Here is a 24,762-nt window from a genome sequence, read left to right as displayed (position 1 = left end):
AATTCGAGAGGCTGTCTCGTGGTTGCCCGCAGTATGGCGAAGTACAAGACTGTCAATCCCGCGACCGGTGAAACCGTCCGGGAATTCACGACCTTGGACGATGCAGGAGTGGAGTCGGCGCTGTCCCGCGCCCACAGCGGATATCTCCACTGGCGGACCACCCCCGCCGAGGAACGCGCCCGGATCCTGGGCCGAACCGCCGATCTCTACGCGGAGCGCGAAGACGAACTGGCGCGGATGATCGCCCTCGAGATGGGCAAACCCGTCCGCGAGGCCAAGGGCGAAGTCAAGCTCTCCTCGGCGATCTACCGCTACTACGCGGACAACGGCCCCGCACTGCTCGAGGCGGAACGGCTCGACGTGCCGGGCGCGGACGAATCCGTGGTCTACCGCAGGCCGATCGGTGCGCTCGTCGGCGTGATGCCGTGGAACTACCCGTACTACCAGGTTGCCCGCTTCGCGGCGCCGAACCTCATGCTCGGCAACACCGTGCTGCTCAAGCACGCCCCGAACTGTCCGCAGTCGGCACTGCTGATGGAGGAGATCTTCCGGCAGGCCGGTCTCCCGGAGGATGCGTACATCAACGTGTTCGCCACCAACGAGCAGATCGCCGACATGATCGCGGATCCGCGTGTCCAGGGGGTCTCTCTCACCGGCAGTGAGCGGGCCGGGACCAGCGTCGCCGAGACGGCGGGCCGCAACCTCAAGAAGGTGGTGCTCGAACTCGGCGGGTCCGACGTGTTCGTCGTCCTCGACACCAACGATATGGACGCGACGGTCAAGACCGCGACCCGTGCCCGCCTGTCCAACGCGGGCCAGGCCTGCAATTCGCCCAAGCGATTCATCGTGACCGAGCCGAACTACGACGAGTTCGTCTCGAAGCTCGCCGAGTCGTTCAAGGCCACCCCGACCGGCGATCCACTCGACGCGAAGACCGTCCTCGGGCCGCTGTCTTCGCAGAGCGCCGCGGATTCGCTGATCGAGCAGATCGAGGACGCGGTCGCCAAGGGTGCGACGCTCCTCGCCGGCGGGAAGAAGATCGACGGCCCCGGCTCGTACGTCGAACCGACGCTGCTCGTCGACGTGACCCCCGAGATGCGGGCGTACAGCGAGGAATTGTTCGGACCGGTCGGCGTCGTCTACAAGGTCGCCACCGCCGACGAGGCCGTGGAACTCGCCAACTCCTCCTCCTACGGGCTCAGCGGCTCGGTGTGGAGCACCGACCTCGACGGGGCACGTGAGGTCGCCGACCGGCTCGACGTCGGCATGGCCTTCGTCAACGAGCACGGCACGACGCTTCCCGGGTTGCCGTTCGGCGGCGTCAAGCGTTCCGGCGTCGGCCGCGAACTCGGTCCGTGGGGAATGGACGAATTCGTCAACAAGAAGCTGGTGCGGGTCTCCAAGAAGTGACCGCCTCGCAACCGCGCCCGGCGCCGACATCGGCGGCGGGCGCGGTTGGTAGCGTTTCGGGCGTGGCAACTACACACGGTTCGCGGGCGTCGCTCGAAAAGGATCCGCACGAGGTCGCGTCGATGTTCGACGGCGTCGCGAAGCGCTACGACCTCACCAACACGATCCTGTCGTTCGGTCAGGACCGCAGCTGGCGCAAGGCGACGCGCTCGGCCCTGGCACTGAAGCCGGGGGAGCGCGTTCTCGACCTCGCAGCGGGGACCGGGGTGTCGACCGTCGAGCTCGGACGGTCGGGTGCGTGGTGCGTGGCCACCGACTTCTCCAAGGGAATGCTGCAGGCAGGCAGCGGACGCGACGTCCCGATGGTCGCGGGCGACGCGATGCACCTGCCCTACGCCGACGCCGTGTTCGACGCCGCGACCATCTCCTTCGGGCTGCGCAACGTCTCCGACTTCGATGCCGGTCTCCGCGAGATCGCCCGGGTCACCAAACCCGGCGGGCGCCTCGTCGTGAGCGAGTTCTCGACCCCGGTGTTCGGGCCGTTCCGCACGGTCTACATGGAGTACCTGATGAGGGCCCTGCCGCGGGTCGCGCGCGCCGTCAGCAGCAATCCCGACGCCTACGTGTACCTCGCGGAATCGATCCGCGCCTGGCCGACCCAGCAGGAACTCGCGCTGCGCATCGAGGCGGCCGGGTGGCGGAACGTGCAGTGGCGCAACCTCACCGGCGGTGTGGTGGCCCTGCACCGCGCCACCCGCTGAACCTCAGCCGAACAGCGGTCGCGAGTCGACCTTCGTCGACAGCAGACCGGACGCCCGCCACGCGCGGGCGGTGAGGTCGCTGTCTTCCTCGGTGACGAGGTTGCCCATGACCCGGACCGCGATGGTCATCAGCGCACGGGACCGCATCGCCACCGGACCGGACGCGGGCAGAACCCGGGGGACGGTCAGCAGCCCGGCGAGTCGCCGCGCCACGGAGAACGCCCGGCCGTACCGCTCCCGGAGAATCGCGGGCCACAGCTCCGTCAGGTCGTCGGAGTCGAGGATCTCCGCGACCAGGCGCCCCCCTTCGAGCCCGTAGTCGATGCCCTCGCCGTTCAGCGGATTCACGCATGCCGCCGCGTCGCCGATGATCGCCCAGTTCCGGCCGGCGATGTGCGACACCGCACCGCCCATCGGCAGCAACGCCGACGCCACCGCGCGGAGCTCGCCGTCCCACTTCCACTCGTCGCGCCGCTGCGCCGTGTACAGGTCGAGCAGCGGTCGCAGCGCACCCGGGGCCGGACGTTTGGCGGTGGCGAGGGTGCCGACCCCGATGTTCACCTCTCCGGTGCCGAGGGGGAACACCCAGCCGTAGCCCGACTGCAGCGTCCCCGCCCCGTCCCGCAGCTCGAGGTGCGAGGTGATCCACGGGTCGGCGCTGCGGTCGGTGGCGATGTAGGCGCGGGCGGCAACACCGTAAGCCGTGTCCCGGTGCCATTCACGGCCGAGCTGCTTGCCCAGTGTGGACCGGACGCCGTCGGCGACGATCAGCGTCCGGCAGCCGATGGTGTGGGTTCCGTCGGACGTCTTCAGCGTCACCGCCGTCACCCGGTCACCGTCCCGTTCGACGCCGATCGCCTTGGCGCCCTGCACCATGACGGCCCCGGCGTCGACGGCGGTCGCACGGATCTTGTCGTCCAGCTCGGTGCGGGCCACCGCACTGCCGACGGCCGGGAACGACCTTCCCGGCCACTCGAGTTCGAGCTCCTGACCGAACCCGCTGAGCCTCAGCCCGCGGTTGGTCCCTTTCGACCGCACCCAGTCGCCGAGACCGAGATGGTCGAGCTCGGCGACGGCACGCGGAGTGAGTCCGTCGCCACACGTCTTGTCGCGAGGAAACACCGCCGCGTCGGCGAGCACCACGTCACGTCCCGCGCGGGCCGCCCACGCGGCAGCCGAGGAACCGGCCGGACCAGCACCGATGACCAGGACATCGGTGGCGGTGGGAAGCGGGGATCCCGCGGGCGACTGTTCTGCTGCGACCACACCTACATCCTGTCAGGCTTCGCTATGCGACCGCGGCGAGGCCGACGGGCAGCGGAACCGCTAGGTTCACTACCGTGGTAGCCGAGCCGCCACCGACGGCGCGGGAACCGAGCCGTCACTGACGACAGGATGGGTACTGAGAACGTGAGCACCGAGGGCGCAGCACACACCGCTGCCGACGCTGTAGTGGGCACTACGGTCGCCGGGATCGATCTCGGCGACCCGCAGCTCGCTGCCACGGTCCGTGAAGGACTGAAGCAAGTCGAGGAACTGCTGGTCAGTGAGCTCTCCGACGGGGAGGACTTCCTCACGGAGGCGGCGTTGCATCTCGCGAAGGCGGGAGGCAAGCGTTTCCGTCCGCTGTTCACGGTGCTCACCGCCCAGCTCGGACCGAAGGCCTCCGACCCGTCGGTGGTCACGGCGGCCACCGTCGTCGAGCTGGTCCACCTCGCCACGCTGTATCACGACGACGTGATGGACGAGGCGTCGATGCGCCGCGGTGCACCCAGCGCGAACTCGCGGTGGGGCAACAGCGTTGCGATCCTCGCCGGCGACTATCTGTTCGCGCACGCGTCCCGTCTCGTCTCGACGCTGGGACCCGAGGCGGTGCGCATCATCGCCGAGACGTTCGCCGAACTCGTCACCGGCCAGATGCGCGAGACGATCGGGCTTCGCGGCGAGCAGGATCCGGTCGAGCACTACCTCAAGGTCGTGTGGGAGAAGACGGGCTCGCTCATCGCGGCGTGCGGACGCTTCGGCGGCACCTTCTCCGGCGCGGACGCCGACCACGTGAAGCGGCTCGAACGCCTCGGCGACGCCGTGGGCACCGCCTTCCAGATCTCCGACGACATCATCGACATCTCCTCGGTGTCCGCCCAGTCCGGCAAGACACCCGGAACCGACCTGCGTGAGGGCGTCCACACGCTGCCCGTGCTGTACGCGCTGCGCGACGAGGGACCCGACGCCGATCGCCTCCGGGTGCTCCTCGACGGCCCCGTCACCAACGACGACGACGTCGCGGAGGCGCTCGCGCTCCTCGAACGGTCACCCGGCATGGCCGCCGCCAAGGCGAAGCTGGAGGAGTTCGCGGTCCAGGCACGCGCGCAGCTCGCCGAGCTGCCGCAGGGCCCCGCCAACGACGCCCTCGTGAAGCTCGTCGATTACACGATCGAGCGTGTCGGCTGAGCCGTATCGTCAGTACCCGAACTCGTCTTCACCCGATTTCTCGTCGTCCGAGCGGGAACCGTCCCACCACCGTGTTTCGTTGAATGATCAAGATCCCGAAACTCGGGTGACGTGATCGGGTGACAACGACAAGGAAGGCGTGACGTGCGCTACGCAAACGGGGCGAAGACTCTGGTTCTGTTGGTCGGCATGTCGGCGCTGATCGTGTTCATCGGCGCGTTGTTCCGCAACCCCACCATCCTGCTGCTGGCGATCGTGTTCGCGGTGGGAATGAACGCGTATGTGTACTTCAACAGCGACAAGATGGCGCTCAAGGCCATGCACGCCCAGCCGATCACCGAGGTGCAGGCGCCGGTCATCTATCGCATCGTCCGGGAACTGGCCACCACCGCGCACCAGCCGATGCCGCGGCTCTACATCAGCCCCACGTCCGCGCCCAACGCGTTCGCCACCGGGCGCAGTCCGCGCCACGCCGCGGTGTGCGTCACGAGCGGCATTCTGCAGATCCTCAACGAACGCGAGTTGCGGGCCGTGCTCGGACACGAGCTGTCGCACGTCTACAACCGCGACATCCTGATTTCCTCCGTCGCCGGCGCCATGGCCGCCGTTGTGTCGGGACTCGCGAACTTCGCCATGTTTGCCAACATGTTCGGCGGACGCGGCGGGGGACAGGGCGCCAACCCGATCGCGCTGCTCCTGGTGTCGCTGCTCGGGCCCATCGCCGCGACGGTCGTCAAACTCGCGGTGTCGCGGTCGCGGGAGTACCAGGCCGACCAGTCGGGCGCAGAACTCACCGGCGACCCCCTGGCGCTGGCGTCTGCGCTGCGGAAGCTGGAGCAGGGCACCCAGGCTGCGCCGCTGCCGCCGGAGCCTCAGCTCGCCGCGCAGTCGCACCTGATGATCGCCAACCCGTTCCGCACCGGCGAGAAGATGAGCCGGATGTTCTCCACCCACCCGCCGATGGCCGACCGGATCGAGCGGCTCGAGCGCATGGCGGGCATGTAGGCGGCTTCGCCGCCCGTGCGCCTTTCTGGTTGTTCCTACGACCAGAAAGGCGCACGGGTGCGGAGCGCCTCTACCGGTAGTTCACGAACTGCAGCGCGATCCCGAAGTCCTCACCCTTCAGCAGGGAGATCACGGCCTGCAGGTCGTCGCGCTTCTTGCTGCTCACCCGCAGTTCGTCGCCCTGGATCTGCGCCTTGACGCCCTTGGGGCCCTCGTCGCGGATCTTCTTGGTGATCTTCTTGGCGTTCTCCGTGGTGATGCCCTGGACGAGGCTGCCCGACAGCTTGTAGATCTTTCCGGACTGCGCCGGCTCGCCCGCGTCGAACGCCTTCAGGGAGATGTCACGCCGGATCAGTTTCTCCTTGAAGACGTCCAGGGCGGCGAGCAGTCGCTCCTCGGTGTCGGCCGTCAGGGTGATGGTTTCCTCGCCGGACCATTCGATCGATGCTCCCGTGTTCCGGAAGTCGAACCGGGTCGACAGCTCCTTGCCGGCCTGATGCAGGGCGTTGTCCACCTCTTGACGCTCCACCTTGCTCACCACATCGAAGGACGAATCAGCCACTTCACACTCCCGGTTTCGTCTAGTTCTCCCCGCCGCGACCCGGCCGGGGGCCCGCCGAATGCCGACGAGCAGATTCGACGCTATCGGTTCGCAACCGCCCGTATCCACCCGGTTTGCAAAACGGGGGGCCGTTCGTTGTATTCTTCTTTCCGCAGCGGAGAGCGATTTCGCACAGATTTCGCGCTCCTCGTGCAACCCCGGCAGATTGCCCGAGCGGCCAATGGGAGCGGACTGTAAATCCGTCGGCTTATGCCTACGTAGGTTCGAATCCTACATCTGCCACACACAGAACCCCGGTGAGCGACAGCTCACCGGGGTTCTGTCGTTCGTGGCCGGGACCGGTTGTCCGGCCGGCACCCCGCTCTGTGTGGGCTGCCGACCCGAACTGCCGGGTGCAGCGACATACGAAAGCCGCTGACCAGGCAATTTGGTTCTGGACGCGAACTCTGTGTAATCTCGTCAAGGCTTCAGCGCGCAGCGATGTGCGAGCGAAGCACGCCCCCTTAGCTCAGTCGGCAGAGCGTTTCCATGGTAAGGAAAAGGTCAACGGTTCGATTCCGTTAGGGGGCTCGCTGGATTGAAGTGGAGCGCCTAGTGCGCGACACTCGACACCGAGGCGGTGTAGCTCAGTTGGTAGAGCAAACGACTCATAATCGTTGCGTCGCCGGTTCAAGTCCGGTCACCGCTACACAATATGCATGATCCACCCTGATTGTTCGTAATCAGATTCACCCGAAAGAAGGCATCCCGTGGCCTCCTCGACTGACGTTCGGCCCAAGATCACTTTGGCCTGCGAGGTATGCAAGCACCGCAACTACATCACCAAGAAGAATCGGCGCAACGACCCCGATCGCCTGGAGATCAAGAAGTTCTGCCCGAACTGCGGAACTCACCAGTCGCATCGCGAGTCCAAGTAACACGGTCCGGAACTAGGACTGCGTTCGCGAAGGGAGTCCTCTAGGCTGCCCTCACGCGCTGACGTCAAGGGTAGAAGAGGTTCTTTCGCGTGACTGACACTGTGACAGAGACAGAGGCATACGTGCCCGAGGCTGTTCCTGCTGATCCTGCCGCGCACGCACTGGCAATGGTCGGGCACCACTACCGCGTCGACGATTTCTACGAGGTCGGACGCGAGAAGGTGCGCGAGTATGCGCGTGCCGTGCAGGACTGGCACCCCGCTCACCACGACGAGGAAGCCGCGAAGGGCCTCGGCTACGACGGTCTCCTCGCTCCTCTGACGTTCATCTCGCTCGTCGGCATCATCGCCCAGGGACGTCTCTTCAAGGAGATCGTCACGGGCTACGACCCGAGCCAGATTCTCCAGACCGATCAGCGGCTCGAGTTCCACAAGCCGATCAAGGTCGGCGACCGCCTGGTCTGTGACGTGTACCTGGAGTCGTTCCGTCAGATGGGCGGCAGCGACATCATCGTCACCAAGAACATCGTCACCGATCAGTACGACGAACTGGTCCAGACCACGTGGACGACGCTCGTCGCGCGCACCGGTGGCGAGGTCGACGAGAACATCGCTCACGCAGTCAAGGACGTGATCATGCATGGCGCTTCGTAAGTTCGAGGACGTCTCGGTGGGTGAAGAACTCCCCGAGCGCATCGTGAAGCTCACGCGTGGCGACCTGGTCAACTACGCGGGCGTGTCCGGCGATCCCAACCCGATCCACTGGAGCGACGAGGTCGTCAAGCTCGCCGGTCTGGACAACGTGATCGCGCACGGAATGCTCACCATGGGTCTCGGCGGCGGCTTCGTCACGTCGTGGCTCGGAGATCCGGGTGCTGTCAAGGAATACAACGTTCGTTTCACGAGCTCGGTCTACGTCCGTGAGGACGAGGCCGCGCAGGTCGAGTACACCGGTAAGGTGAAATCGCTCGACGAAGAAAGCAAGACAGCAGTAGTCGCGATCGTGGCGCGTTCCGAGGGAAAGAAGATCTTCGGTCGCGCCACCGCAACGGTCCGTCTGGCCTGACAGCCGGGTGGATTGGGTTTGTTCCGGGGCTTTGAAGTACACTGAGATTTCTGGGATTACTCAGCGCTGCGCGCTGCCCTACGGTGCTGTATGGCCGGCAAGGGTGGCGCGCGTGTCATGTAATCACAGAGAGGTCGGTCAAGAATTGGTCCGAGGCTAGTTTCGGACCAGGTCTCCCGACCAAAGGGGCGTAGCTCAACTGGCAGAGCAGCGGTCTCCAAAACCGCAGGTTGCAGGTTCAAGTCCTGTCGCCCCTGCCCCCGGATGCCAGCGACTGAGAGGAACGACGTGAGCGAGGAGCGCGCCAAGCGCGACGGCGACACTTCAGGGTCGACGCGCCCGGACGGTGCCGACGACACCGCGGCCGACGCCACCACCACGCGTTCCGCCACTCCCTCGGGAAAGCCCAGCGGTAAGCGCCAGGGCCGTCGTTCGCAGGCAGGTACCGAGGTCGCCGCGAGTTCCGTGAAGTCACCGGAACTCTCGAAGTCGGACACGACCACCAAGGTCAAGCCGGCGAAGAAGGATCGCGCCGACAAGCCGCGCAAGGAAAACATTTTCAAGCGCCTGCGCCGGTTCCTCCGCGAGGTCATCGCCGAGCTGCGCAAGGTCATCTGGCCCAATCGCAAGCAGATGATCACCTACACCAGCGTCGTCCTGGTCTTCGTGGTGTTCATGGTGACGTTCATCGGCGTGTTGGATCTGGTGGTCATCAAGGGCGTCACCTGGTTGTTCGGTTGACGGAATCCGCCCCGGTGGATCCGAAGTATGTGAGTGACGAGAGGAAGCGAGTGCCCCAGTGAGCACCCCCGAGAACGACACGAATGAGGCTTTGGCCGAAGAGCGTGTTTCTGCCGAGGCGGCAGCCGAAGTGGATGTCGAGGCTGCCGACGAGGGCACCGAAGCCGCGGAAATCGTCGGTGACGACGGTGCAGAGGACGCCCCGGCCGACGAGATCGTCGAGGACGAGGTGACCGCCGAAGAAGAGGCTGTGACCGCCGACGAGGCTGCGCCCGCCGACGAGGCTGCGCCCGCCGACGAGGCTGCGCCCGCCGACGAGGCTGCGCCCGCCGACGAGGCTGCGCCCGCCGACGAGGCTGTGACGGCCGAAGAGCCCGAGGACCCCGTTGCGGAACTCAAGGCCGCTCTGCGTCGCGCACCCGGTGACTGGTACGTCATCCACTCCTACGCGGGTTACGAGAACAAGGTCAAGGCCAACCTCGAGACCCGTGTCCAGAACCTCGACGTCGGCGATTACATCTTCCAGGTGGAAGTTCCCACCGAAGAGGTCACCGAGATCAAGAACGGTCAGCGCAAGCAGGTCAACCGCAAGGTTCTGCCCGGCTACATCCTGGTCCGCATGGATCTCAACGACGAGTCCTGGGGAGCTGTGCGCAACACGCCCGGCGTCACCGGATTCGTCGGTGCGACGTCGCGCCCGTCCCCGCTGACCCTCAACGAGGTCATCAAGTTCCTGCTCCCGCAGCAGGAGCAGAAGAAGCAGGCCGCCGCGGCAACCGTCTCGGCCGGCGAGACCGGCGGAGAAAGCTTCGCAAAGCCGCTCATCGAGGTCGACTTCGAGGTCGGCGAGTCGGTCACCGTCATGGACGGCCCGTTCGCCACGCTGCCCGCCAGCATCAGCGAGGTCAACGCCGAGCAGCAGAAGCTCAAGGTCCTGGTCTCGATCTTCGGTCGCGAGACCCCGGTCGAGTTGTCCTTCACGCAGGTCGCGAAGATCTAGCGCCACATACTTGCACTGCAGTAGCAAGAAACACACCCAGCAAGAATTAGGAAATCGAGATGCCCCCCAAGAAGAAGAAGCTCGCAGGGCTCATCAAGCTTCAGATCCAGGCCGGTCAGGCTAACCCTGCACCGCCCGTGGGTCCCGCGCTTGGTCAGCACGGCGTGAACATCATGGAATTCTGCAAGGCCTACAACGCGGCGACTGAGTCCCAGCGCGGCAACGTGGTGCCGGTCGAGATCTCGGTCTACGAAGACCGGACCTTCGATTTCAAGCTGAAGACCCCTCCGGCTGCCAAGCTGCTGCTCAAGGCTGCAGGCGTGCAGAAGGGCTCCGGCGAGCCGCACAAGACCAAGGTCGCTTCCGTGACCATGGATCAGGTGCGCGAGATCGCGAAGACCAAGCAGGAAGACCTCAACGCGAACGACATCGAGCAGGCCGCGAAGATCATCGCCGGCACCGCACGCTCGATGGGTATCACGGTCGACGGCTGAGTCAGCCCTGATCGATCGGCGGCACCGCCGTCGAAGATCGACTGACGGCACCGCCGTCGAAGAAAGCGTGGGAGGGCCGGCCAGGCCCAGACCACTACTGAACCATTCACCATCGCAGACAAGACACACACTGCGGTGAGAAGTTAGGACAGAAGAAATGGCAAAGCGCAGCAAGGCGTATCTCGCCGCCGCTGAGAAGATCGACTTCGACAAGCTGTACAGCCCGCTGCAGGCTGCGAAGCTGGCGAAGGAGACGTCGTCGAGCAAGATGGACGCGACCGTCGAGGTTGCCGTCCGTCTGGGCGTCGACCCCCGCAAGGCGGACCAGATGGTCCGCGGCACGGTCAACCTGCCGCACGGCACCGGTAAGACCGCCCGCGTCATCGTGTTCGCAGTCGGAGAGAAGGCCGCCGAGGCCGAGGCAGCTGGAGCCGACGCCGTCGGTGCCGAGGACCTCATCGAGCGGATCCAGGGTGGATGGCTCGATTTCGACGCCGCCATCGCGACTCCCGATCAGATGGCCAAGGTCGGCCGCATCGCCCGCGTCCTCGGACCGCGTGGCCTGATGCCGAACCCGAAGACCGGCACCGTGACGGCTGACGTCACGAAGGCTGTCGCGGACATCAAGGGCGGAAAGATCAACTTCCGCGTCGACAAGCAGGCCAACCTGCACTTCGTGATCGGCAAGGCATCGTTCGACGACGCCAAGCTGGTGGAGAACTACGGCGCCGCGCTGGACGAGATCCTGCGTGCGAAGCCGTCCTCCGCGAAGGGCCGCTACGTCAAGAAGGTCACCGTTTCGACCACCACCGGCCCGGGCATCCCGGTGGACCCGAACCGCACCCGCAACCTTCTCGAGGATGCCGACGCGTAAGTCACGCTTCACACAGTTCGGCCGGTACGGAAATCTTCCGTACCGGCCGAACTGCTTTTTCCGGGGTCAGTCTTCGTCGCCGGTTTCCGATTCGGACTTCTTCCGCCACGCCAGCATCACGGAATCGGTGCGTGCCGGCGCCCAGGGCATGAAGATCGCGACGACGACCGCGCAGACCACCACGGCGCCCGCCGCGACGAGCGACGCAGTGTGCGACCCCTGCAGCACCGTCGTCTTCATGGTGAGGATGAGATTCTCACGCTGCTGTTCGAGGAACGGCGGGATCTCCCGTTTCCGGATCTCGAGCACACTCAGGACCGTCGCACGCGCGAAGCCCTTCTCGTCGTCGTCCATCAATGCGGCCGGAATCCGGTCGAGCAGCGGACTCATCGTCGTCGCGTAGTACGACGCGACAATCGATCCGAGCACGGCGACACCGAGCGTTCCACCGATTTCCCTCGTCGTGTCGTTCACGGCGGAGCCTGCTCCCGCCTCGTCGAGAGGCAGCGATGCCATGATCGACTCGGTGGCGGGCCCCTGCACGATGGCCAAGCCGAGCGCCATCGACACCATCGACGGAAGCACATCCGTCATGTAGCTGCTGTCGACGGCCACCTGACCGCCGAGGTACAGCCCGACACCGGTGAGGAGGAGGCCGAACACGATGACCGGGGTCGTCCCGATCCGCTGGGCCAGAAGTGTGGCGACGGGGGCGCCGACCGCCACCGACACCGCGAACGGCAGCGACGCGACACCGAACTCGAACGGCGTGTACTCCCGGACTCCCTGGAAGTACTGCGTGATGAGGAACAGGAAGCCGAACATCGAGAAGTACCCGATGGCGATCGCGAGGGCGGGCAGGGAGAACCTGCGGTTGCGGAACAGGCGCAGGTCGAGGACCGGGTGCTCGGTGCGCAGCTCCCAGCGGACGAATCCGACCAGGACCGCGATCGAGACGGCGACGGCGCCGACGGTGACGAACGACGTCCACCCGTGGTGAGGGGCCTCGATGATGGCCCACACGAGGACGGTGATTCCGGTGATCGAGGCGGCGATTCCGACGAGGTCCATGCGTCCGATGACGGAGGCGCGTGACTCCGGCACCAGGAGCAGCGTCGTTGCTGCCGCGACCACCGCGATCGGCACGTTGATCCAGAAGACGGAGTGCCAGCTGAAATGCTCGAGCAGCCACCCGCCGGCCATCGGCCCGATGGCGATCGCGAATCCGGCCATCGCGGTCCAGGCGGCGATGGCCAGCGCCCGTTCCCGCACGTCGGTGAAGATGTTGATGACGAGGGCGAGGGTCGCGGGGAAGACTGCGGCCGCGAAGACACCCATCGCCGCGCGGGCCGCGATGACCTCCCCCAGACTCTCGGCGTTGGCGCCGGCGATCGACATGACGGCGACGCCGATCAGACCGATGACCATGACGCGTCGACGACCGTAGCGGTCGCCGAGGTTGCCGAACGCCAGGAGCAGGCCTGCGAACGTCAGCGTGTAGGCGTCGACGACCCACTGCAAGCCGCTGACACTGGTGCGGAGTTCGACACCGATCGACGGGAGAGCGACGTTGACGATGGTGTTGTCGAGCACGACCAGCAGTTCGGCCAGGCAGATCACGGCGAGCGCGAGGAAGCGTCGTGTCCGGGATCCGGTCACGACGGCCCGGGCTTCGAGGATTGTCATGAGGAAAAGCTAGCTCATATATGTAACGTCGCGTAACAGGTAAATGGACGCTGCTTCAGTCTGATGGACCACACACCGCATGCCGAGTGATGCTGATCACTGCGATGGGTGGAGTCCCGCCGCGATTTGGCGGTTATGCAGGCCATGCCGTAATCTGTCCTGCGGAGTTCAATGCAGTATTTGAACTTCACCCCAAATCATGTTCTACCCAAGACCGTTGGTGATCACTCCCGCAGGGGTGTGATTGAAAGTCCGGGAATGTCCGGCGGCCCACGCAGGAGGACGAGGTAGGGGGATGCGTATCGGTTGTGGGCTCGCGCCCTGACCGTGTCGTTTCCTTTCACGCCCCGTGTGCCCTGCACCGGGGCGTTTTGCATGTCGTGGATTGTGTGCTCCGGGATTCCGGCGGTGCGCAGCGGTTCCGAAGTGGGATAACGACTGTCATGAGAGGAGGCGAAGTATGGCAAAGCCTGAGAAGGTTTCCGCGGTTGCGGAGATCACCGAGCAGTTCAAGGGTTCGACCGCTGCTGTGATCACGGAATACCGTGGTCTGACGGTGGGCAACATCACGACACTGCGACGCGCTCTCGGAGAAGGTGCCACCTACTCCGTCGCCAAGAACACCCTGGTCAAGCGTGCCGCTGCTGAAGCGGGCGTCGAGGGCCTTGATGACCTTTTCGTCGGTCCGACCGCCATTGCATTCATCAAGGGCGAGCCCGTCGATGCTGCGAAGGCTCTGAAGAACTTCGCTAAGGACAACAAGGCGCTCATCATCAAGGGCGGCTACATGGACGGCGCTGCGCTGTCCGTGGACCAGGTCAACAAGATCGCGGACCTCGAGTCCCGCGAGATCCTGTTGGCCAAGCTTGCCGGCGCGATGAAGGGCAACTTGGCAAAGGCCGCAGGCCTGTTCAACGCTCCTGCTTCGCAGGTGGCCCGACTGGCTGCTGCACTGCAGGAAAAGAAGGCCGCAGAAGGCGGAGCTGCCGAAGCTCCCGCCGAGGCTGCAGCCGAAAGCTGATCCGCACCCGCGCATCACTGCTATAACCCCGCCCGGTCGCGGATCAGCGACATGGGACTTACAGGAAGGACCGCCACAATGGCGAAGCTCAGCACCGAAGAGTTGTTGGACCAGTTCAAGGAGCTCACCCTCCTCGAGCTCTCGGAGTTCGTGAAGGCATTCGAGGAGACCTTCGAGGTCACCGCCGCTGCCCCGGTCGCCGTTGCCGCTGCAGGCGGAGCGCCGGCTGCTGCCGAGGCTGCTGAGGAGCAGGACGAGTTCGACGTCGTCCTCGAGTCGGCCGGCGACAAGAAGATCCAGGTCATCAAGGTCGTCCGTGAGGTCGTTTCCGGCCTCGGCCTGAAGGAAGCCAAGGACCTCGTCGAGGGTGCTCCGAAGGCGATCCTGGAGAAGGTTGCCAAGGACGCGGCCGACGCCGCCAAGGAAAAGCTCGAGGCTGCCGGCGCGAAGATCACCGTCAAGTAAGACGGTCTCTCCCGCGCTGCTCACCGAGCAGACGAAGAGGGTCACTCCCCATCCGTGGGGAGTGACCCTCTTTTTGTGTCCGCGGACGTCTTCGGAGTGTCGAGATTCCTGGCCGAAAGCTGGACGCGCGACCAGAAATTTCGCTACCGTTATCCCAGTTCAGACGCGTTGTTTTGCATAGTGGGACCCGCTGTTGGCATGCTTCCTTACTCATGAGTAGCATCCCTTGTCACAGGTAACACGTCGATGCGATAGAGTGACCCAACCCACACGGGGTGAGTGCATCGAACGGTCGCGGAGGTAATGGTGGGAGTCGAGGTATCCGTCGAGGGACTGACCAAGTCGTTCGGCTCGCAGAGGATCTGGCAGGACGTCACGTTGACCCTTCCCGCCGGTGAGGTCAGTGCGTTGCTCGGGCCGTCGGGTACGGGTAAGTCGGTGTTTTTGAAGTCGCTGATCGGTTTGCTCCGCCCGGAGCAGGGCTCGATCGTGATCGACGGCACCAACATTCTCGAGTGCTCCAGCAAGGAGCTCTACGAGATCCGCAAGCTGTTCGGTGTGCTGTTCCAGGACGGCGCCCTGTTCGGCTCGATGAACCTGTTCGACAACGTGGCGTTCCCGCTGCGCGAGCACACCAAGAAGTCCGAATCCGAAGTCCGCAAGATCGTCATGGAGAAGATGGAGCTCGTCGGCCTGCTCGGGGCCGAGGACAAGCTGCCCGGTGAGATCTCCGGTGGTATGCGCAAGCGTGCGGGCCTGGCCCGCGCCCTGGTGCTGGACCCGCAGATCATCCTCGTCGACGAGCCGGACTCCGGCCTGGACCCGGTGCGTACCACCTACATCTCCCAGACGTTGATCGACATCAACGCCGAGATCGACGCGACGATCCTGATCGTCTCGCACAACATCAATCTCGCGCGGACGGTGCCGGACAACATCGGCATGCTGTTCCGCCGTCATCTGGTGATGTTCGGTCCGCGGGAGGTGCTGCTCACCAGCGAGGAGCCGGTGGTCAAGCAGTTCCTCAACGGCACCATGATCGGTCCGATCGGCATGTCCGAGGAGAAGGACGAGGCCACCATGGCGCAGGAGCAGGCGATGGTCGACGCCGGTCACCACGCGGGTGGTGTCGACGACGTCGAGGGCATCGTCCCGCAGATGAAGGCGACGCCGGGGATGCCGTTCCGGCAGGCCGTCGCCCGCCGGCAGGAACGTGTCCGGCACATCATGCACACCCTGCCGGAGAATGCCCAGATCGCCATCCAGGAAAGCCTCGACGAGACTTCCGGCGGAAACGGCGGCGGCGGCTACGACTACGCATACAGCCAGGAAGACACTCAGGTCATCCCCGCATACCGGGGCGAAGGATACGAAAACACCACTCACGGGCAAGGGTAGGCATATCGGATGGGGGTTACCCGCAGCTCGGTCTTGCGGCCGGTCAACGGTGCGCTGACACAGGCCGGAAACATCGTCGAGCTCTTTGTCGATGTTGCACGAAACACGTTCAAGCGGCCGTTCCAGTTCCGCGAGTTCATCGAACAGGCCTGGTTCATCGCCAGCGTCACGATCCTGCCGACGGCGATGGTCGCGATTCCGTTCGGCGCAGTGGTGTCACTGCAGACCGGATCGCTCATCAAGCAGCTCGGTGCAGAGTCGTTCACGGGAGCGGCCAGCGTGCTCGCCGTCATCCAGCAGGGTTCCCCGCTGGTGACGGCACTACTGGTGGCCGGGGCTGCGGGCTCGGCCGTCACGGCGGATCTCGGTGCGCGGACGATCCGCGAAGAGATCGACGCCATGGAAGTTCTCGGTATCAACCCGATTCAGCGTCTCGTCGTGCCTCGGGTGCTTGCCATGGTTCTCGTCGCGATCCTGCTGAACGGCCTCGTGTCCGTGGTCGGTATCGCCGGCGGGTACTTCTTCAACGTCATCCTCCAAGGGGGTAATCCCGGTGCGTACCTGGCATCGTTCTCGGCCTTCGCGCAGCTTCCCGACATCTGGGTCGGCGAGCTCAAGGCGGCTGTCTTCGGTGTCATCGCCGGTGTCATCGCCGCGTACAAGGGGCTCCATCCGAAGGGTGGACCCAAGGGCGTCGGTGACGCGGTGAACCAGTCGGTGGTGATCACGTTCCTGCTGCTGTTCTTCGCGAACCTGATCCTGACCATGGTGTACCTCCAGATCGTTCCGGCGAAGGGATCGTGACCCCATGACAATCGCCAAGGGACGTGGTGACCGGACTCTGATGGCGGCACGCCGAGTCGGTCGTGCGCCGCTCAACGTGCTCGACCGGGCCGGCGAGCAGATGTCGTTCTACGCCAGGGCAATCGCCTGGTCGCCCCACACTCTCGTGCACTACCGCAAGGAAGTGCTCCGGCTGCTCGCCGAGGTCACGTTCGGCAGCGGCGCGCTCGCCGTCATCGGCGGCACCATCGGCGTCATCGCGATGATGTCCGGCTTCACCGGCGTCGTCGTCGGACTGCAGGGATTCGCCGCGCTCGAACAGCTGGGCAGCTCGGTGCTCACCGGCTTCCTGTCGGCCTACGTCAACACCCGTGAGATCGCGCCGATCGTTGCGGCACTCGCGCTCTCGGCCACCGTCGGTTGTGGTTTCACCGCGCAGCTCGGCGCCATGCGGATCTCGGAGGAGATCGACGCGCTGGAGGTCATGGCGGTGCCGAGTGTGCCGTTCCTCGTCACCACCCGCATGATCGCGGGATTCGTCGCTGTCATCCCGCTGTACATCGTCGGTCTGCTCGCGGCCTACCTCGCGTCCCGCATCATCAGTACCGTGTTCAACGGCCAGTCGACCGGCTCGTACGACCACTACTTCAATTTGTTCCTGCCACCGCAGGACGTCCTCTATTCGTTCGCGAAAGTGCTGATCTTCGCGTTCGTGCTGATCCTGATCCATTGCTACTACGGCTATCACGCCTCCGGTGGTCCCGCCGGTGTCGGTGTGGCCGTGGGTCGGGCGGTCCGCACCGCGATCGTCACCATCGCCGTTCTCGACTTCTTCCTGAGCCTCGCCATCTGGGGCACGACGACCACAGTGAGGGTGGCCGGATGAGCAACACGACATCTGTTGTGGGTCGACGGGTGCTGGGGCTGGTGTTCTTCCTTGTCCTCGCGTTGTTCCTGGTCTTCACCATCGGCATGTTCAACAAGACGTTCACCAAGGTCGTCAAGATCGACCTCCTCACCGATACCGCCGGAAATGCCCTGCCGCCCAACGCTGACGTGAAGGTCCGTGGCCTCATCGTCGGCGAGGTGCGCTCGGCATCCTCCCAGGAGGGCGAGGTCACCCTGGCTCTCGCGATCCAGCCCGACAAGGCGCAGCTGATTCCGTCCAACACGACGGCGCGGTTGCTGCCCAAGACGCTGTTCGGTGAGCGCTATGTGTCGCTGATCGTTCCCGAGGGCGACACCGCTCCGCCGATCCAGGCCGGCGACACGCTGCGTCAGGACAAGAGCGGCAACGCCGTCGAGGTCGGCGAGGTTCTCGACGGTCTGCTGCCGCTGCTGCAGGCGATTCCGCCGCAGGACCTGGCGAATACGCTCGGCGCGCTGTCCCAGGGACTGAGCGGCCGCGGCGCCGAACTCGGCCTGACGCTCGACCGTCTCGAGGAGATCTTCGGCGGGCTGAACACTGAACTTCCTGCCATCCAGGAGGATCTGCGCGGTCTGGCAGATTTCTCGCAGACGTACTCCGAGGCGGCACCCGACCTGGTCAATGCCCTCGACAACCTGCGTACCACCGGAAATACCGTGGTGGAGAAGCAGGGCGAGATCTCCACGTTGCTGGCGTCGCTGACCGGAACCGCGTCCAGCACCGCGGATCTCCTGCAGACCAACGCCGAGTCGATCGTCAGTATCGCCGCCGATTCGCGTGAGGCACTGCAGATCCTCGGCCGTTACTCGCCGAGCTTCGGCTGCACGTTCGCGGGCTTCGCCAAGTCCGCTCCCGTCGCCCGTGAACTGCTGGCACCGGACGATCCGTACCCGGGCGTGCGTGCCAGCGTGCAGTTCGTCAATCCGAAGGGTCGCTACGTGCCCAACCAGGACGAGCCGCGACTGCTCGACAACCGCGGACCGGCTTGCTATGACAACGTCACCGCTCCGGGTGGAAAGTTCCCGCAGTACCCGGGCGGGTCGTCCTACAACGACGGTGCCTACCAGGTGCCCTCGCGGAATCCCGGCCCGTCGACCATCGACTTCCTCCCGGCGCCCGCCGGCGTCCCCGATCAGGTCCCGGGCTACGGAGCCGAGGTCACACCCGCGAGTTACGCGGGTTCGAAGATGGAGCAGGACACGTTGGACGTCGTCTACGGCGAGGCCGGGGGCATGGCGCCGGAGGACGTGCCGAGTTGGACGACACTCGTCGGCGCGCCGACCATGAGGGGGACTGAGGTGAGCTTCAAGTGAGGGGCCTGGCCGCACCATTGGTCAAGCTGATCGTGTTCGCCGTGGTCACCATCCTCGCGACCGGTCTGCTGGCCGCCACCATCGCCAACCTCGGTGGCGGCGGTGGCACCAAGTTCAACGCGATCTTCTCGGACGTCACCTCGCTCAACGAGGGCGACGAGGTCCGCATCGCCGGTGTGCGCGTGGGCCAGGTCGAGAAGATCGCGATCCACGACGACCGCGAGGCAGAGGTCCAGTTCACGGTGTCGGAACGGGACTGGCTGCCCGCCAGCACCACCGCGACCATCCGCTTCCGGAACCTTGTGGGGCAGCGCTACATCGCGCTCGAACAGGGCGAGGGGCAGCAGGGAATGAAGATGAGCGGCGGCGACACCATTCCGATGGAGCGGACTAAGCCTGCCGTCAACCTCACCACGCTGTTCGACGGGTTCCGTCCGCTGTTCCAGACCCTCAGCGCCGACGACGTGAACAAGTTGTCGTACCAGATCATCCAGGTGTTCCAGGGTGAGTCGGGAACCATCACGGAACTCGTCAAGAACACGGCAAGCCTCACCAACACGGTCGCCGACAAGGATCGGGTGATCGGTGCGGTGATCAACAACCTCAACGACGTGCTGGCCACGGTGAATCAGCGTGACGATCAACTCGATTCGCTGATCGTCAACACCCAGCAACTCGTCACGGGCCTGGCGAACGAGCGGGGAACTGTCGGTTCTGCGGTGACGTCCCTCGCGGGACTCACCGACGCGACCGCCGACCTGCTCGAACCCACCCGACCGTCCATCCAGGAATCCATCACGTCGCTGAACACGCTGGCGACGACGTTGAACCGTAACTCCGACACGGTCAACAGCGTTCTCCAGACGCTTCCGGTGAAGCTCGAGAAGCTCGGCCGGGCAGCCAGTTACGGATCCTGGTTCCAGTTCTACCTCTGTGGAGTCGACATCGTCGCAGGACCAGGTACCGCGCCCCAACTGAACCTGCCCACGGGCTTGCCCACCGTCAACCAGCCGCTCTATACGAACTCGGCGAAACGGTGCACGCAGGACGGCCTACAGGAGTTGCAGACACGATGAGCAGACGTCGCAGCCCGGCAGTGGCTGGTGCCCTCGGCATTCTCGTGGTGCTGTTGGCCACCCTGTCGGCTTTCTTCCTCGATTCGCTGCCGTTCATCGGCGCCGGATCGACCTATCACGCCGAATTCACCGAGGCGGCAGGGCTCAAGCCCTCCAACGAGGTCCGGATCGCCGGCGTCAAGGTCGGCAAGGTCACGTCCGTCGAACTCGACGGCGACCATGTGGACGTCGCCTTCAAGGTGTCGGATGCGTGGGTCGGCAACGAGACGTCGGCGTCCATCCAGATCAAGACGATCCTGGGTCAGAAGTATCTGGCCCTCGACCCCCGTGGCTCGGACACGTTGAATCCGAGCGACGTGATCCCGTTGGACCGCACCACGTCTCCGTACGACGTGATCGAGGCGTTCTCGGCCGCCGCACAGACGGTGGGTGACATCGACTCCGATCAGCTCGCCCAGAGCATGGTGACGCTGTCGCAGGCGTTCGAGGGAACTCCCACGGAGATCCGAGCCTCCCTGGACGGTGTGAGCAGGCTGTCGCAGACCATCGCCAGCCGCGATCAGGAACTGCAGAAGTTGTTCGACGCGACGGGCAAGACCACCAAGGTCCTCGCCGACCGCAATGCCGAATTCAACCGGTTGATCAGCGACGCCGGTCTGCTGCTCGGTGAGCTCAACAGCCGTCAGCAGTCGATCTCTCAGCTGCTCACCGGAACTCAGCGGCTGTCGCAGCAGTTGACCGGACTCGTGCGCGACAACGAGGCCGCCATCGGTCCCGCACTCGAACAGCTCGACGGTGTCGTCGAGATCCTCAAGGCCAATAACGAGAACCTGGACAAGGCGATGAAACTGTACGAGCCGTTCGTCCGCCTGTACACGAACGTGGTCGGTAACGGTCGCTGGTTCGACCAGGTCGTGGTGAACCTCCTGCCGCCGGGTCTGCCCGACATTCCCGGTCCGCGCGATCCCGTCCGCACGTTGGGGGGTAACTGATGGCAGACGTCGAGAACGGAGCCGAACGCGGCGGACGCGGCGGGGTCGCCCTCATCGCGGGAATCGTCATCGTCGCGCTGGTGATCGCCGGGGCCCTGTGGTGGTTGTTCACCCGCGCAGGCACCACGCAGATCACCGCGTACTTCGACAAGTCGGTGGGCATCTACGAGGGTTCCGACGTGCGGATCCTCGGTGTGAAGGTCGGATCCGTCGACGGTGTCGAACCGCAGGGCGACCAGGTGAAGGTCGACCTGCGCGTCGACCGTGGCGTCGACATCCCCGCCGACGCCAAGGCAGCCCAGGTCACGCCGTCCGTGGTGTCCGACCGCTACATCCAGCTCGCGCCTGCCTACACGGGCGGCGACACGATGCAGAGCGGCGCCGTCATCTCGCGTGACCGCACTGCCACCCCCGTCGAGGTGGACGAGCTCTACGCGAGCATCGAGAAGCTGTCCACCGCTCTCGGCCCGGACGGGGCGAACAAGGAAGGCGCGCTGTCACAGTTCGTCGAGACCGGCGCGGCCAACCTCGACGGCAACGGAGAGGCGCTGGGGCAGAGCATCAATCAGCTGTCCGACGCCGCCCGCACGCTCAACGAGAGCCGCGGCGATCTGTTCGACACTGTCAAGAACCTCCAGGTGTTCGTGGGTGCGCTGGCGGCCAACGATCAGCAGGTCCGCGACTTCAACTCCCAGCTGTCCGACCTGTCCGGATTCCTTGCGGGGGAGCGGGAGAACCTCGGTGCCGCCCTGAACCAGCTGGCGATCGCCCTGGGTGACGTCTCGAAGTTCGTGGCCGACAACCGGGAGATCCTCGCCGAGAACGTGGACGATCTGGTTCCGGTGACGCAGACCCTCGCGGACAACCGCGAGTCGCTGGTCAATTCGCTGACCCTGCTTCCGCTGGCGATCAGCAACCTGGCCAACTCCTACGACGCGGAGTCCGGCAACCTGGCCTCGCGCCTGGCGTTCCCGGATCTGCAGGACCCGGCCGGCGTCGCGTGCAAGTTGATCGACCTCGGCAAGCTGGTACCCGGCGATCCGCGCTTCGAGCAACTCGGGCGTCAGATGCAGCCGCTGATCGACAACTGCGCCAACATCACGTCGCAGATCACGCAATCGGCGAAGACGCCGTCGCTCGTGCTTCCGTTCGGGATCATGAGTGCGGACAACATTCAGCGGACGGTCACGCCCGGCACGGTGCCGGGTGTCGTGTCGCCGCGATTCGAAGGCGCAACGGGTGGTGAGGGCGAATGAAGCGGTCGGTAATCCTCGGCGCCGGTGCGTGCGCCGTCGCCATCGCAGTGACGTCCTGCTCGTCGGAGGGAATCTACGGAGTTCCGCTGCCGGGCGGCCCGGATGTCGGTGACCACCCGATGCACCTGACGATCCAGTTCGACGACGTCCTCGACCTCGTCCCGCAGTCCGCTGTCAAGGTCGACGGTGTTCCGGTCGGCCGGGTCGAAACGATCAAGGTGGCCCCGGACGGCTGGACAGCCGATGTGGAGGTCGTCCTCGACTCGTCCGTCGATCTCGCGGCCAACGCGGTCGCCGCCATCGAGCAGACCAACCTGCTCGGCGAGAAGTTCGTCCAGCTGTCCGAACCGCCGGAAGACAAGGATCCCGCGCGGCTCGAGGACGGCGACACGATCTCGCTCGATCGCACCCGGCACGCCACGGAGATCGAGCAGGTACTCGGCGCGCTGTCGCTGCTGCTCAATGGCGGCGGCGTCGGCCAGTTGCAGCCGATCGTGCACGAACTGACCACCGCACTCGACGGGCGTGAGGATCGTGTCCGGGGACTTCTCGAGCAGGCGAACACGCTCATCGACGGTCTCAACCAGCAGCGCGACGACATCACCCGCGCCCTGGACGGGCTCGACACCCTGACCACGCGGGTGAACGAACAGAACGAGAAGATCGGGCTGATCCTCGACCAGCTCCCGATCGCCGCCGAAGTGCTCAACGAGCAGCGACCGCAGCTCACCCAGATGCTCACGCAACTGGACCGGCTCGGCACCGTCGGCACGGACGTGATCAACCGGTCGAAGAACGATCTGATCGCGGACCTCCTCGCGCTGCGGCCGACGCTGAAGGCGCTCGCCGAGTCCGGCGACGACCTGCCCAACTCGCTCGCGTTCATCCCGACCGTCCCGTTCCCGGACGGTGTCGAGAAGATCGCGCTCGGCGGATCGGTCAACCTGTTCCTCACGGTCGACCTGCAGATCGGCGATGCGCTCAGCGCACTCGGCGTCGGTCAGGGCGACCCGGTGTACGTGCCGCCGAAGTTCGGTGAGCCCAAGCCGATCGTCGATCCCTCGAACCCGTACTACAACGGCAACGGGCCCAAGCCGGGATGGCCGACGGTGTCGCTGCTGCCGATTCCGCCGATCATCCCCGCCCCGACGGGCCTGCGGATCCCGGGTCTCCCCGGCACCGCGCCTGCGGCAGGCAACGGTGGCGCAGGGAACGGCACGACGGACGGTGCAGCGCCGCCGCCGCAGAACCCGCTCGGGGGACTGCTGGAGCAGTTCGGAATAGGGGGTGGACAGTGAGGTCACGACTGGTCAGGATCCAGCTCGTCGCGTTCGCCATCGTGGCGATGCTCGGGCTCGTTTACGTCGGCGCCAAGTACGTCCGCCTCGACAATCTTCTCGGGTTCGGTGAGTACGACGTGAACGCGCAGTTCAAGGACTCCGGCGGCATCTTCACCAACGCCGAGGTCACGTACCGCGGAGTTCCCGTCGGCCGTGTCGGCGACTTGTCCCTGACCGCGGACGGAATCAACGTCGAGTTGAAGATCTCCTCGGGTGGGCCCGACATCCCGGCGTCGGCCAAGGCCGTCGTCGCCAACCGATCCGCGATCGGTGAGCAGTACGTCGACCTTCAGCCCGACAGCGACCAGGGGCCGTTCCTCGAACAGGGCTCGGTGATCACCGAGGCCGACACGTCGACACCTGTTCCGGTCGAGCAGGTGCTGATGGCCACCGACGGTCTGGTCCGGTCGGTTCCGGTCGACTCGCTGCGCACGGTCGTCACCCAGCTGGGAACGGCATTCAACGGCAAGGGCGAAGATCTGCAGACGCTCGCGGACTCTCTGTCGACGCTGACGAAGGACGGACTCGACGTTCTCCCGCAGACGCTGGCCCTCATCCGGGACAGCCAGACGGTGCTGGCGACGCAGTCCGATCAGTCCTCCGCGATCGTCCAGTTCAGTTCGGATCTCGACGCGGTTGCGGCGCAGCTGCGGACCAGCGACCCCGATCTCCGCGCGATTATCGACAAGGGAATTCCGGCGAGCGACGAGGTCGGTCTGCTGGTGAACCAGATCGGTCCGAGTCTCACCACCGACCTGACGAACCTCGCCGCGGTCGGCGACAAGCTGGCTCCGCAGGCGATCGCGCTGCGGCCGATCCTGATGTTCTTGCCTGCCATCGCGGCGTCCGCGTCGACCGTGGCCCCCGGCGACGGCACGGTGCATCAGGGCATCGTCCTGGAAACCAACAATCCGCCGTCGTGCACACTCGGTTACGAAGGGACACAGGAGATCCTGGCCGAGATGAAGCGGCAGGACCCGAACTTCGACGACACCCAGCAGGACTTCCCGTACAACACGAAGGCCAACTGCGACGCTCCCCAGGGAAGCGTGACGGGTGTGCGAAGTGCAGACCGCATCGTGTTCGCCGATCCGGACACGATCCAGCCGTGGGATTTCAAGCCGAAGGTCATGCCTGACACTCTCAACTTGAATCCCATCGCAACGCAGCTCGCACCGCTCCTCGGGGTTACTCCCAAGTAGCATTCGGTTCCGGCCGAGGGCG

The 24,762-nt window shown here is 65.2% G+C and carries 25 protein-coding genes and 4 tRNA genes; 26 read left to right on the top strand and 3 right to left on the bottom strand.

The features are described 5' to 3' along the window. Positions 1 to 33 precede the first annotated feature (33 nt). Both ACLIVD_RS28810 and ACLIVD_RS28805 read left to right on the top strand, forming a co-directional pair. Positions 34 to 1,410, top strand: a complete 1,377-nt coding sequence (locus ACLIVD_RS28810; RefSeq protein WP_491932930.1) for an NAD-dependent succinate-semialdehyde dehydrogenase — start codon at positions 34 to 36, stop codon at positions 1,408 to 1,410. A gap of 62 nt (positions 1,411 to 1,472) precedes the next feature. Then, the gene (locus ACLIVD_RS28805; protein WP_005252082.1) at positions 1,473 to 2,171 is read left to right on the top strand and encodes a demethylmenaquinone methyltransferase; all 699 of its coding nucleotides are present in this window, start codon (positions 1,473 to 1,475) and stop codon (positions 2,169 to 2,171) included. A gap of 3 nt (positions 2,172 to 2,174) precedes the next feature. On the opposite strand, the gene ACLIVD_RS28800 is transcribed toward ACLIVD_RS28805, so the two are convergent. Next, positions 2,175 to 3,437, bottom strand: a complete 1,263-nt coding sequence (locus ACLIVD_RS28800; RefSeq protein ID WP_283331054.1) for a geranylgeranyl reductase family protein — start codon at positions 3,435 to 3,437, stop codon at positions 2,175 to 2,177. Positions 3,438 to 3,566: 129 nt separating this feature from the next. Here ACLIVD_RS28800 and ACLIVD_RS28795 point away from each other — a divergent pair, with 129 nt between their 5' ends. After that, the gene (locus ACLIVD_RS28795; protein WP_016882791.1) at positions 3,567 to 4,622 is read left to right on the top strand and encodes a polyprenyl synthetase family protein; all 1,056 of its coding nucleotides are present in this window, start codon (positions 3,567 to 3,569) and stop codon (positions 4,620 to 4,622) included. Positions 4,623 to 4,766: 144 nt separating this feature from the next. After that, on the top strand, positions 4,767 to 5,627 hold the full coding sequence (gene htpX, locus ACLIVD_RS28790; protein ID WP_005252087.1) for a zinc metalloprotease HtpX: 861 nt from the start codon (positions 4,767 to 4,769) through the stop codon (positions 5,625 to 5,627). 70 nt (positions 5,628 to 5,697) lie between these two features. On the opposite strand, the gene ACLIVD_RS28785 is transcribed toward htpX, so the two are convergent. Further along, the gene (locus ACLIVD_RS28785) at positions 5,698 to 6,189 is read right to left on the bottom strand and encodes a YajQ family cyclic di-GMP-binding protein (protein WP_007298080.1); all 492 of its coding nucleotides are present in this window, start codon (positions 6,187 to 6,189) and stop codon (positions 5,698 to 5,700) included. Between the two features lie 199 nt (positions 6,190 to 6,388). Here ACLIVD_RS28785 and ACLIVD_RS28780 point away from each other — a divergent pair. The 11 genes from ACLIVD_RS28780 (at position 6,389) to rplA (ending at position 11,280) form a co-directional block, all read left to right on the top strand. Continuing rightward, a tRNA-Tyr gene (locus ACLIVD_RS28780) sits at positions 6,389 to 6,471 on the top strand. A gap of 215 nt (positions 6,472 to 6,686) precedes the next feature. After that, positions 6,687 to 6,759: transfer RNA gene (locus ACLIVD_RS28775), tRNA-Thr, on the top strand. A gap of 45 nt (positions 6,760 to 6,804) precedes the next feature. Next, a tRNA-Met gene (locus ACLIVD_RS28770) sits at positions 6,805 to 6,877 on the top strand. 61 nt (positions 6,878 to 6,938) lie between these two features. After that, positions 6,939 to 7,106, top strand: a complete 168-nt coding sequence (gene rpmG / locus ACLIVD_RS28765) for a 50S ribosomal protein L33 (RefSeq protein WP_005252089.1) — start codon at positions 6,939 to 6,941, stop codon at positions 7,104 to 7,106. Between the two features lie 89 nt (positions 7,107 to 7,195). Beyond that, complete coding sequence (gene hadA, locus ACLIVD_RS28760; protein WP_009474668.1) at positions 7,196 to 7,759, top strand: (3R)-hydroxyacyl-ACP dehydratase subunit HadA; 564 nt, start codon at positions 7,196 to 7,198, stop codon at positions 7,757 to 7,759. Beyond that, complete coding sequence (gene hadB / locus ACLIVD_RS28755) at positions 7,746 to 8,171, top strand: (3R)-hydroxyacyl-ACP dehydratase subunit HadB (protein ID WP_005252091.1); 426 nt, start codon at positions 7,746 to 7,748, stop codon at positions 8,169 to 8,171. Before hadA ends, hadB begins: the two co-directional genes overlap by 14 nt. Positions 8,172 to 8,355: 184 nt before the next feature. Beyond that, a tRNA-Trp gene (locus tag ACLIVD_RS28750) sits at positions 8,356 to 8,428 on the top strand. A gap of 31 nt (positions 8,429 to 8,459) precedes the next feature. Next, complete coding sequence (secE, locus tag ACLIVD_RS28745) at positions 8,460 to 8,912, top strand: preprotein translocase subunit SecE (protein ID WP_157951354.1); 453 nt, start codon at positions 8,460 to 8,462, stop codon at positions 8,910 to 8,912. Between the two features lie 58 nt (positions 8,913 to 8,970). Continuing rightward, entirely contained in the window at positions 8,971 to 9,912 is a 942-nt protein-coding gene (gene nusG / locus ACLIVD_RS28740) for a transcription termination/antitermination protein NusG (RefSeq protein WP_491931042.1), read from the top strand. A gap of 59 nt (positions 9,913 to 9,971) precedes the next feature. Continuing rightward, positions 9,972 to 10,406: a 50S ribosomal protein L11 gene (rplK, locus tag ACLIVD_RS28735; protein ID WP_005252095.1), complete on the top strand. Its 435-nt coding sequence runs from the start codon at positions 9,972 to 9,974 to the stop codon at positions 10,404 to 10,406. 157 nt (positions 10,407 to 10,563) lie between these two features. Then, the gene (rplA, locus tag ACLIVD_RS28730; RefSeq protein WP_005252097.1) at positions 10,564 to 11,280 is read left to right on the top strand and encodes a 50S ribosomal protein L1; all 717 of its coding nucleotides are present in this window, start codon (positions 10,564 to 10,566) and stop codon (positions 11,278 to 11,280) included. A gap of 66 nt (positions 11,281 to 11,346) precedes the next feature. On the opposite strand, the gene ACLIVD_RS28725 is transcribed toward rplA, so the two are convergent. Next, the gene (locus ACLIVD_RS28725) at positions 11,347 to 12,966 is read right to left on the bottom strand and encodes an MFS transporter (protein WP_491931041.1); all 1,620 of its coding nucleotides are present in this window, start codon (positions 12,964 to 12,966) and stop codon (positions 11,347 to 11,349) included. Positions 12,967 to 13,426: 460 nt separating this feature from the next. Here ACLIVD_RS28725 and rplJ point away from each other — a divergent pair, with 460 nt between their 5' ends. The 11 genes from rplJ (at position 13,427) to ACLIVD_RS28670 (ending at position 24,740) form a co-directional block, all read left to right on the top strand. Then, positions 13,427 to 13,987, top strand: coding sequence for a 50S ribosomal protein L10 (gene rplJ, locus ACLIVD_RS28720; RefSeq protein WP_283331058.1), 561 nt, complete (start codon positions 13,427 to 13,429; stop codon positions 13,985 to 13,987). 78 nt (positions 13,988 to 14,065) lie between these two features. Next, positions 14,066 to 14,452, top strand: a complete 387-nt coding sequence (rplL, locus tag ACLIVD_RS28715; protein ID WP_005252104.1) for a 50S ribosomal protein L7/L12 — start codon at positions 14,066 to 14,068, stop codon at positions 14,450 to 14,452. Between the two features lie 303 nt (positions 14,453 to 14,755). Continuing rightward, complete coding sequence (locus ACLIVD_RS28710) at positions 14,756 to 15,850, top strand: ABC transporter ATP-binding protein (RefSeq protein WP_005571709.1); 1,095 nt, start codon at positions 14,756 to 14,758, stop codon at positions 15,848 to 15,850. Positions 15,851 to 15,859: 9 nt separating this feature from the next. After that, entirely contained in the window at positions 15,860 to 16,654 is a 795-nt protein-coding gene (locus ACLIVD_RS28705) for an MlaE family ABC transporter permease (RefSeq protein WP_005252107.1), read from the top strand. A 4-nt stretch (positions 16,655 to 16,658) separates the two neighbouring features. Continuing rightward, positions 16,659 to 17,519 carry an MlaE family ABC transporter permease gene (locus ACLIVD_RS28700; protein ID WP_025433123.1) on the top strand — a complete coding sequence of 287 codons (861 nt, stop codon included), beginning with the start codon at positions 16,659 to 16,661 and terminating at the stop codon, positions 17,517 to 17,519. Next, positions 17,516 to 18,874: an MCE family protein gene (locus tag ACLIVD_RS28695; RefSeq protein WP_280779926.1), complete on the top strand. Its 1,359-nt coding sequence runs from the start codon at positions 17,516 to 17,518 to the stop codon at positions 18,872 to 18,874. The genes ACLIVD_RS28700 and ACLIVD_RS28695 overlap by 4 nt, the downstream gene beginning before the upstream one ends. Next, complete coding sequence (locus ACLIVD_RS28690; protein ID WP_164060599.1) at positions 18,871 to 19,950, top strand: MCE family protein; 1,080 nt, start codon at positions 18,871 to 18,873, stop codon at positions 19,948 to 19,950. The genes ACLIVD_RS28695 and ACLIVD_RS28690 overlap by 4 nt, the downstream gene beginning before the upstream one ends. Then, on the top strand, positions 19,947 to 20,942 hold the full coding sequence (locus tag ACLIVD_RS28685; RefSeq protein WP_005564073.1) for an MCE family protein: 996 nt from the start codon (positions 19,947 to 19,949) through the stop codon (positions 20,940 to 20,942). The genes ACLIVD_RS28690 and ACLIVD_RS28685 overlap by 4 nt, the downstream gene beginning before the upstream one ends. Continuing rightward, positions 20,942 to 22,198, top strand: a complete 1,257-nt coding sequence (locus tag ACLIVD_RS28680) for an MCE family protein (protein WP_280779927.1) — start codon at positions 20,942 to 20,944, stop codon at positions 22,196 to 22,198. The genes ACLIVD_RS28685 and ACLIVD_RS28680 overlap by 1 nt, the downstream gene beginning before the upstream one ends. Continuing rightward, positions 22,195 to 23,496 carry an MCE family protein gene (locus ACLIVD_RS28675; protein ID WP_283331060.1) on the top strand — a complete coding sequence of 434 codons (1,302 nt, stop codon included), beginning with the start codon at positions 22,195 to 22,197 and terminating at the stop codon, positions 23,494 to 23,496. Before ACLIVD_RS28680 ends, ACLIVD_RS28675 begins: the two co-directional genes overlap by 4 nt. Further along, positions 23,493 to 24,740, top strand: a complete 1,248-nt coding sequence (locus ACLIVD_RS28670; RefSeq protein ID WP_037233524.1) for an MCE family protein — start codon at positions 23,493 to 23,495, stop codon at positions 24,738 to 24,740. The genes ACLIVD_RS28675 and ACLIVD_RS28670 overlap by 4 nt, the downstream gene beginning before the upstream one ends. Positions 24,741 to 24,762 lie beyond the last annotated feature (22 nt).

The organism is Rhodococcus sp. G6(2025), assembly GCF_058628105.1.
The sequence above is the reverse complement of the archived record's forward strand: the minus strand, read 5'-3'. Positions and strand labels throughout refer to the sequence as shown.

Coding starts and splice junctions, on each gene's coding strand:
- ACLIVD_RS28810 (WP_491932930.1), top strand. CDS start 34: ATGGCGAAGTACAAGACTGTCAATCCCGCGACCGGTGAAACCGTCCGG.
- ACLIVD_RS28795 (WP_016882791.1), top strand. CDS start 3,567: ATGGGTACTGAGAACGTGAGCACCGAGGGCGCAGCACACACCGCTGCC.
- hadB (WP_005252091.1), top strand. CDS start 7,746: ATGGCGCTTCGTAAGTTCGAGGACGTCTCGGTGGGTGAAGAACTCCCC.
- rplK (WP_005252095.1), top strand. CDS start 9,972: ATGCCCCCCAAGAAGAAGAAGCTCGCAGGGCTCATCAAGCTTCAGATC.
- rplA (WP_005252097.1), top strand. CDS start 10,564: ATGGCAAAGCGCAGCAAGGCGTATCTCGCCGCCGCTGAGAAGATCGAC.
- ACLIVD_RS28725 (WP_491931041.1), bottom strand. CDS start 12,966: ATGACAATCCTCGAAGCCCGGGCCGTCGTGACCGGATCCCGGACACGA.
- rplJ (WP_283331058.1), top strand. CDS start 13,427: ATGGCAAAGCCTGAGAAGGTTTCCGCGGTTGCGGAGATCACCGAGCAG.
- rplL (WP_005252104.1), top strand. CDS start 14,066: ATGGCGAAGCTCAGCACCGAAGAGTTGTTGGACCAGTTCAAGGAGCTC.
- ACLIVD_RS28710 (WP_005571709.1), top strand. CDS start 14,756: ATGGTGGGAGTCGAGGTATCCGTCGAGGGACTGACCAAGTCGTTCGGC.
- ACLIVD_RS28705 (WP_005252107.1), top strand. CDS start 15,860: ATGGGGGTTACCCGCAGCTCGGTCTTGCGGCCGGTCAACGGTGCGCTG.
- ACLIVD_RS28700 (WP_025433123.1), top strand. CDS start 16,659: ATGACAATCGCCAAGGGACGTGGTGACCGGACTCTGATGGCGGCACGC.
- ACLIVD_RS28695 (WP_280779926.1), top strand. CDS start 17,516: ATGAGCAACACGACATCTGTTGTGGGTCGACGGGTGCTGGGGCTGGTG.
- ACLIVD_RS28685 (WP_005564073.1), top strand. CDS start 19,947: ATGAGCAGACGTCGCAGCCCGGCAGTGGCTGGTGCCCTCGGCATTCTC.
- ACLIVD_RS28680 (WP_280779927.1), top strand. CDS start 20,942: ATGGCAGACGTCGAGAACGGAGCCGAACGCGGCGGACGCGGCGGGGTC.
- ACLIVD_RS28675 (WP_283331060.1), top strand. CDS start 22,195: ATGAAGCGGTCGGTAATCCTCGGCGCCGGTGCGTGCGCCGTCGCCATC.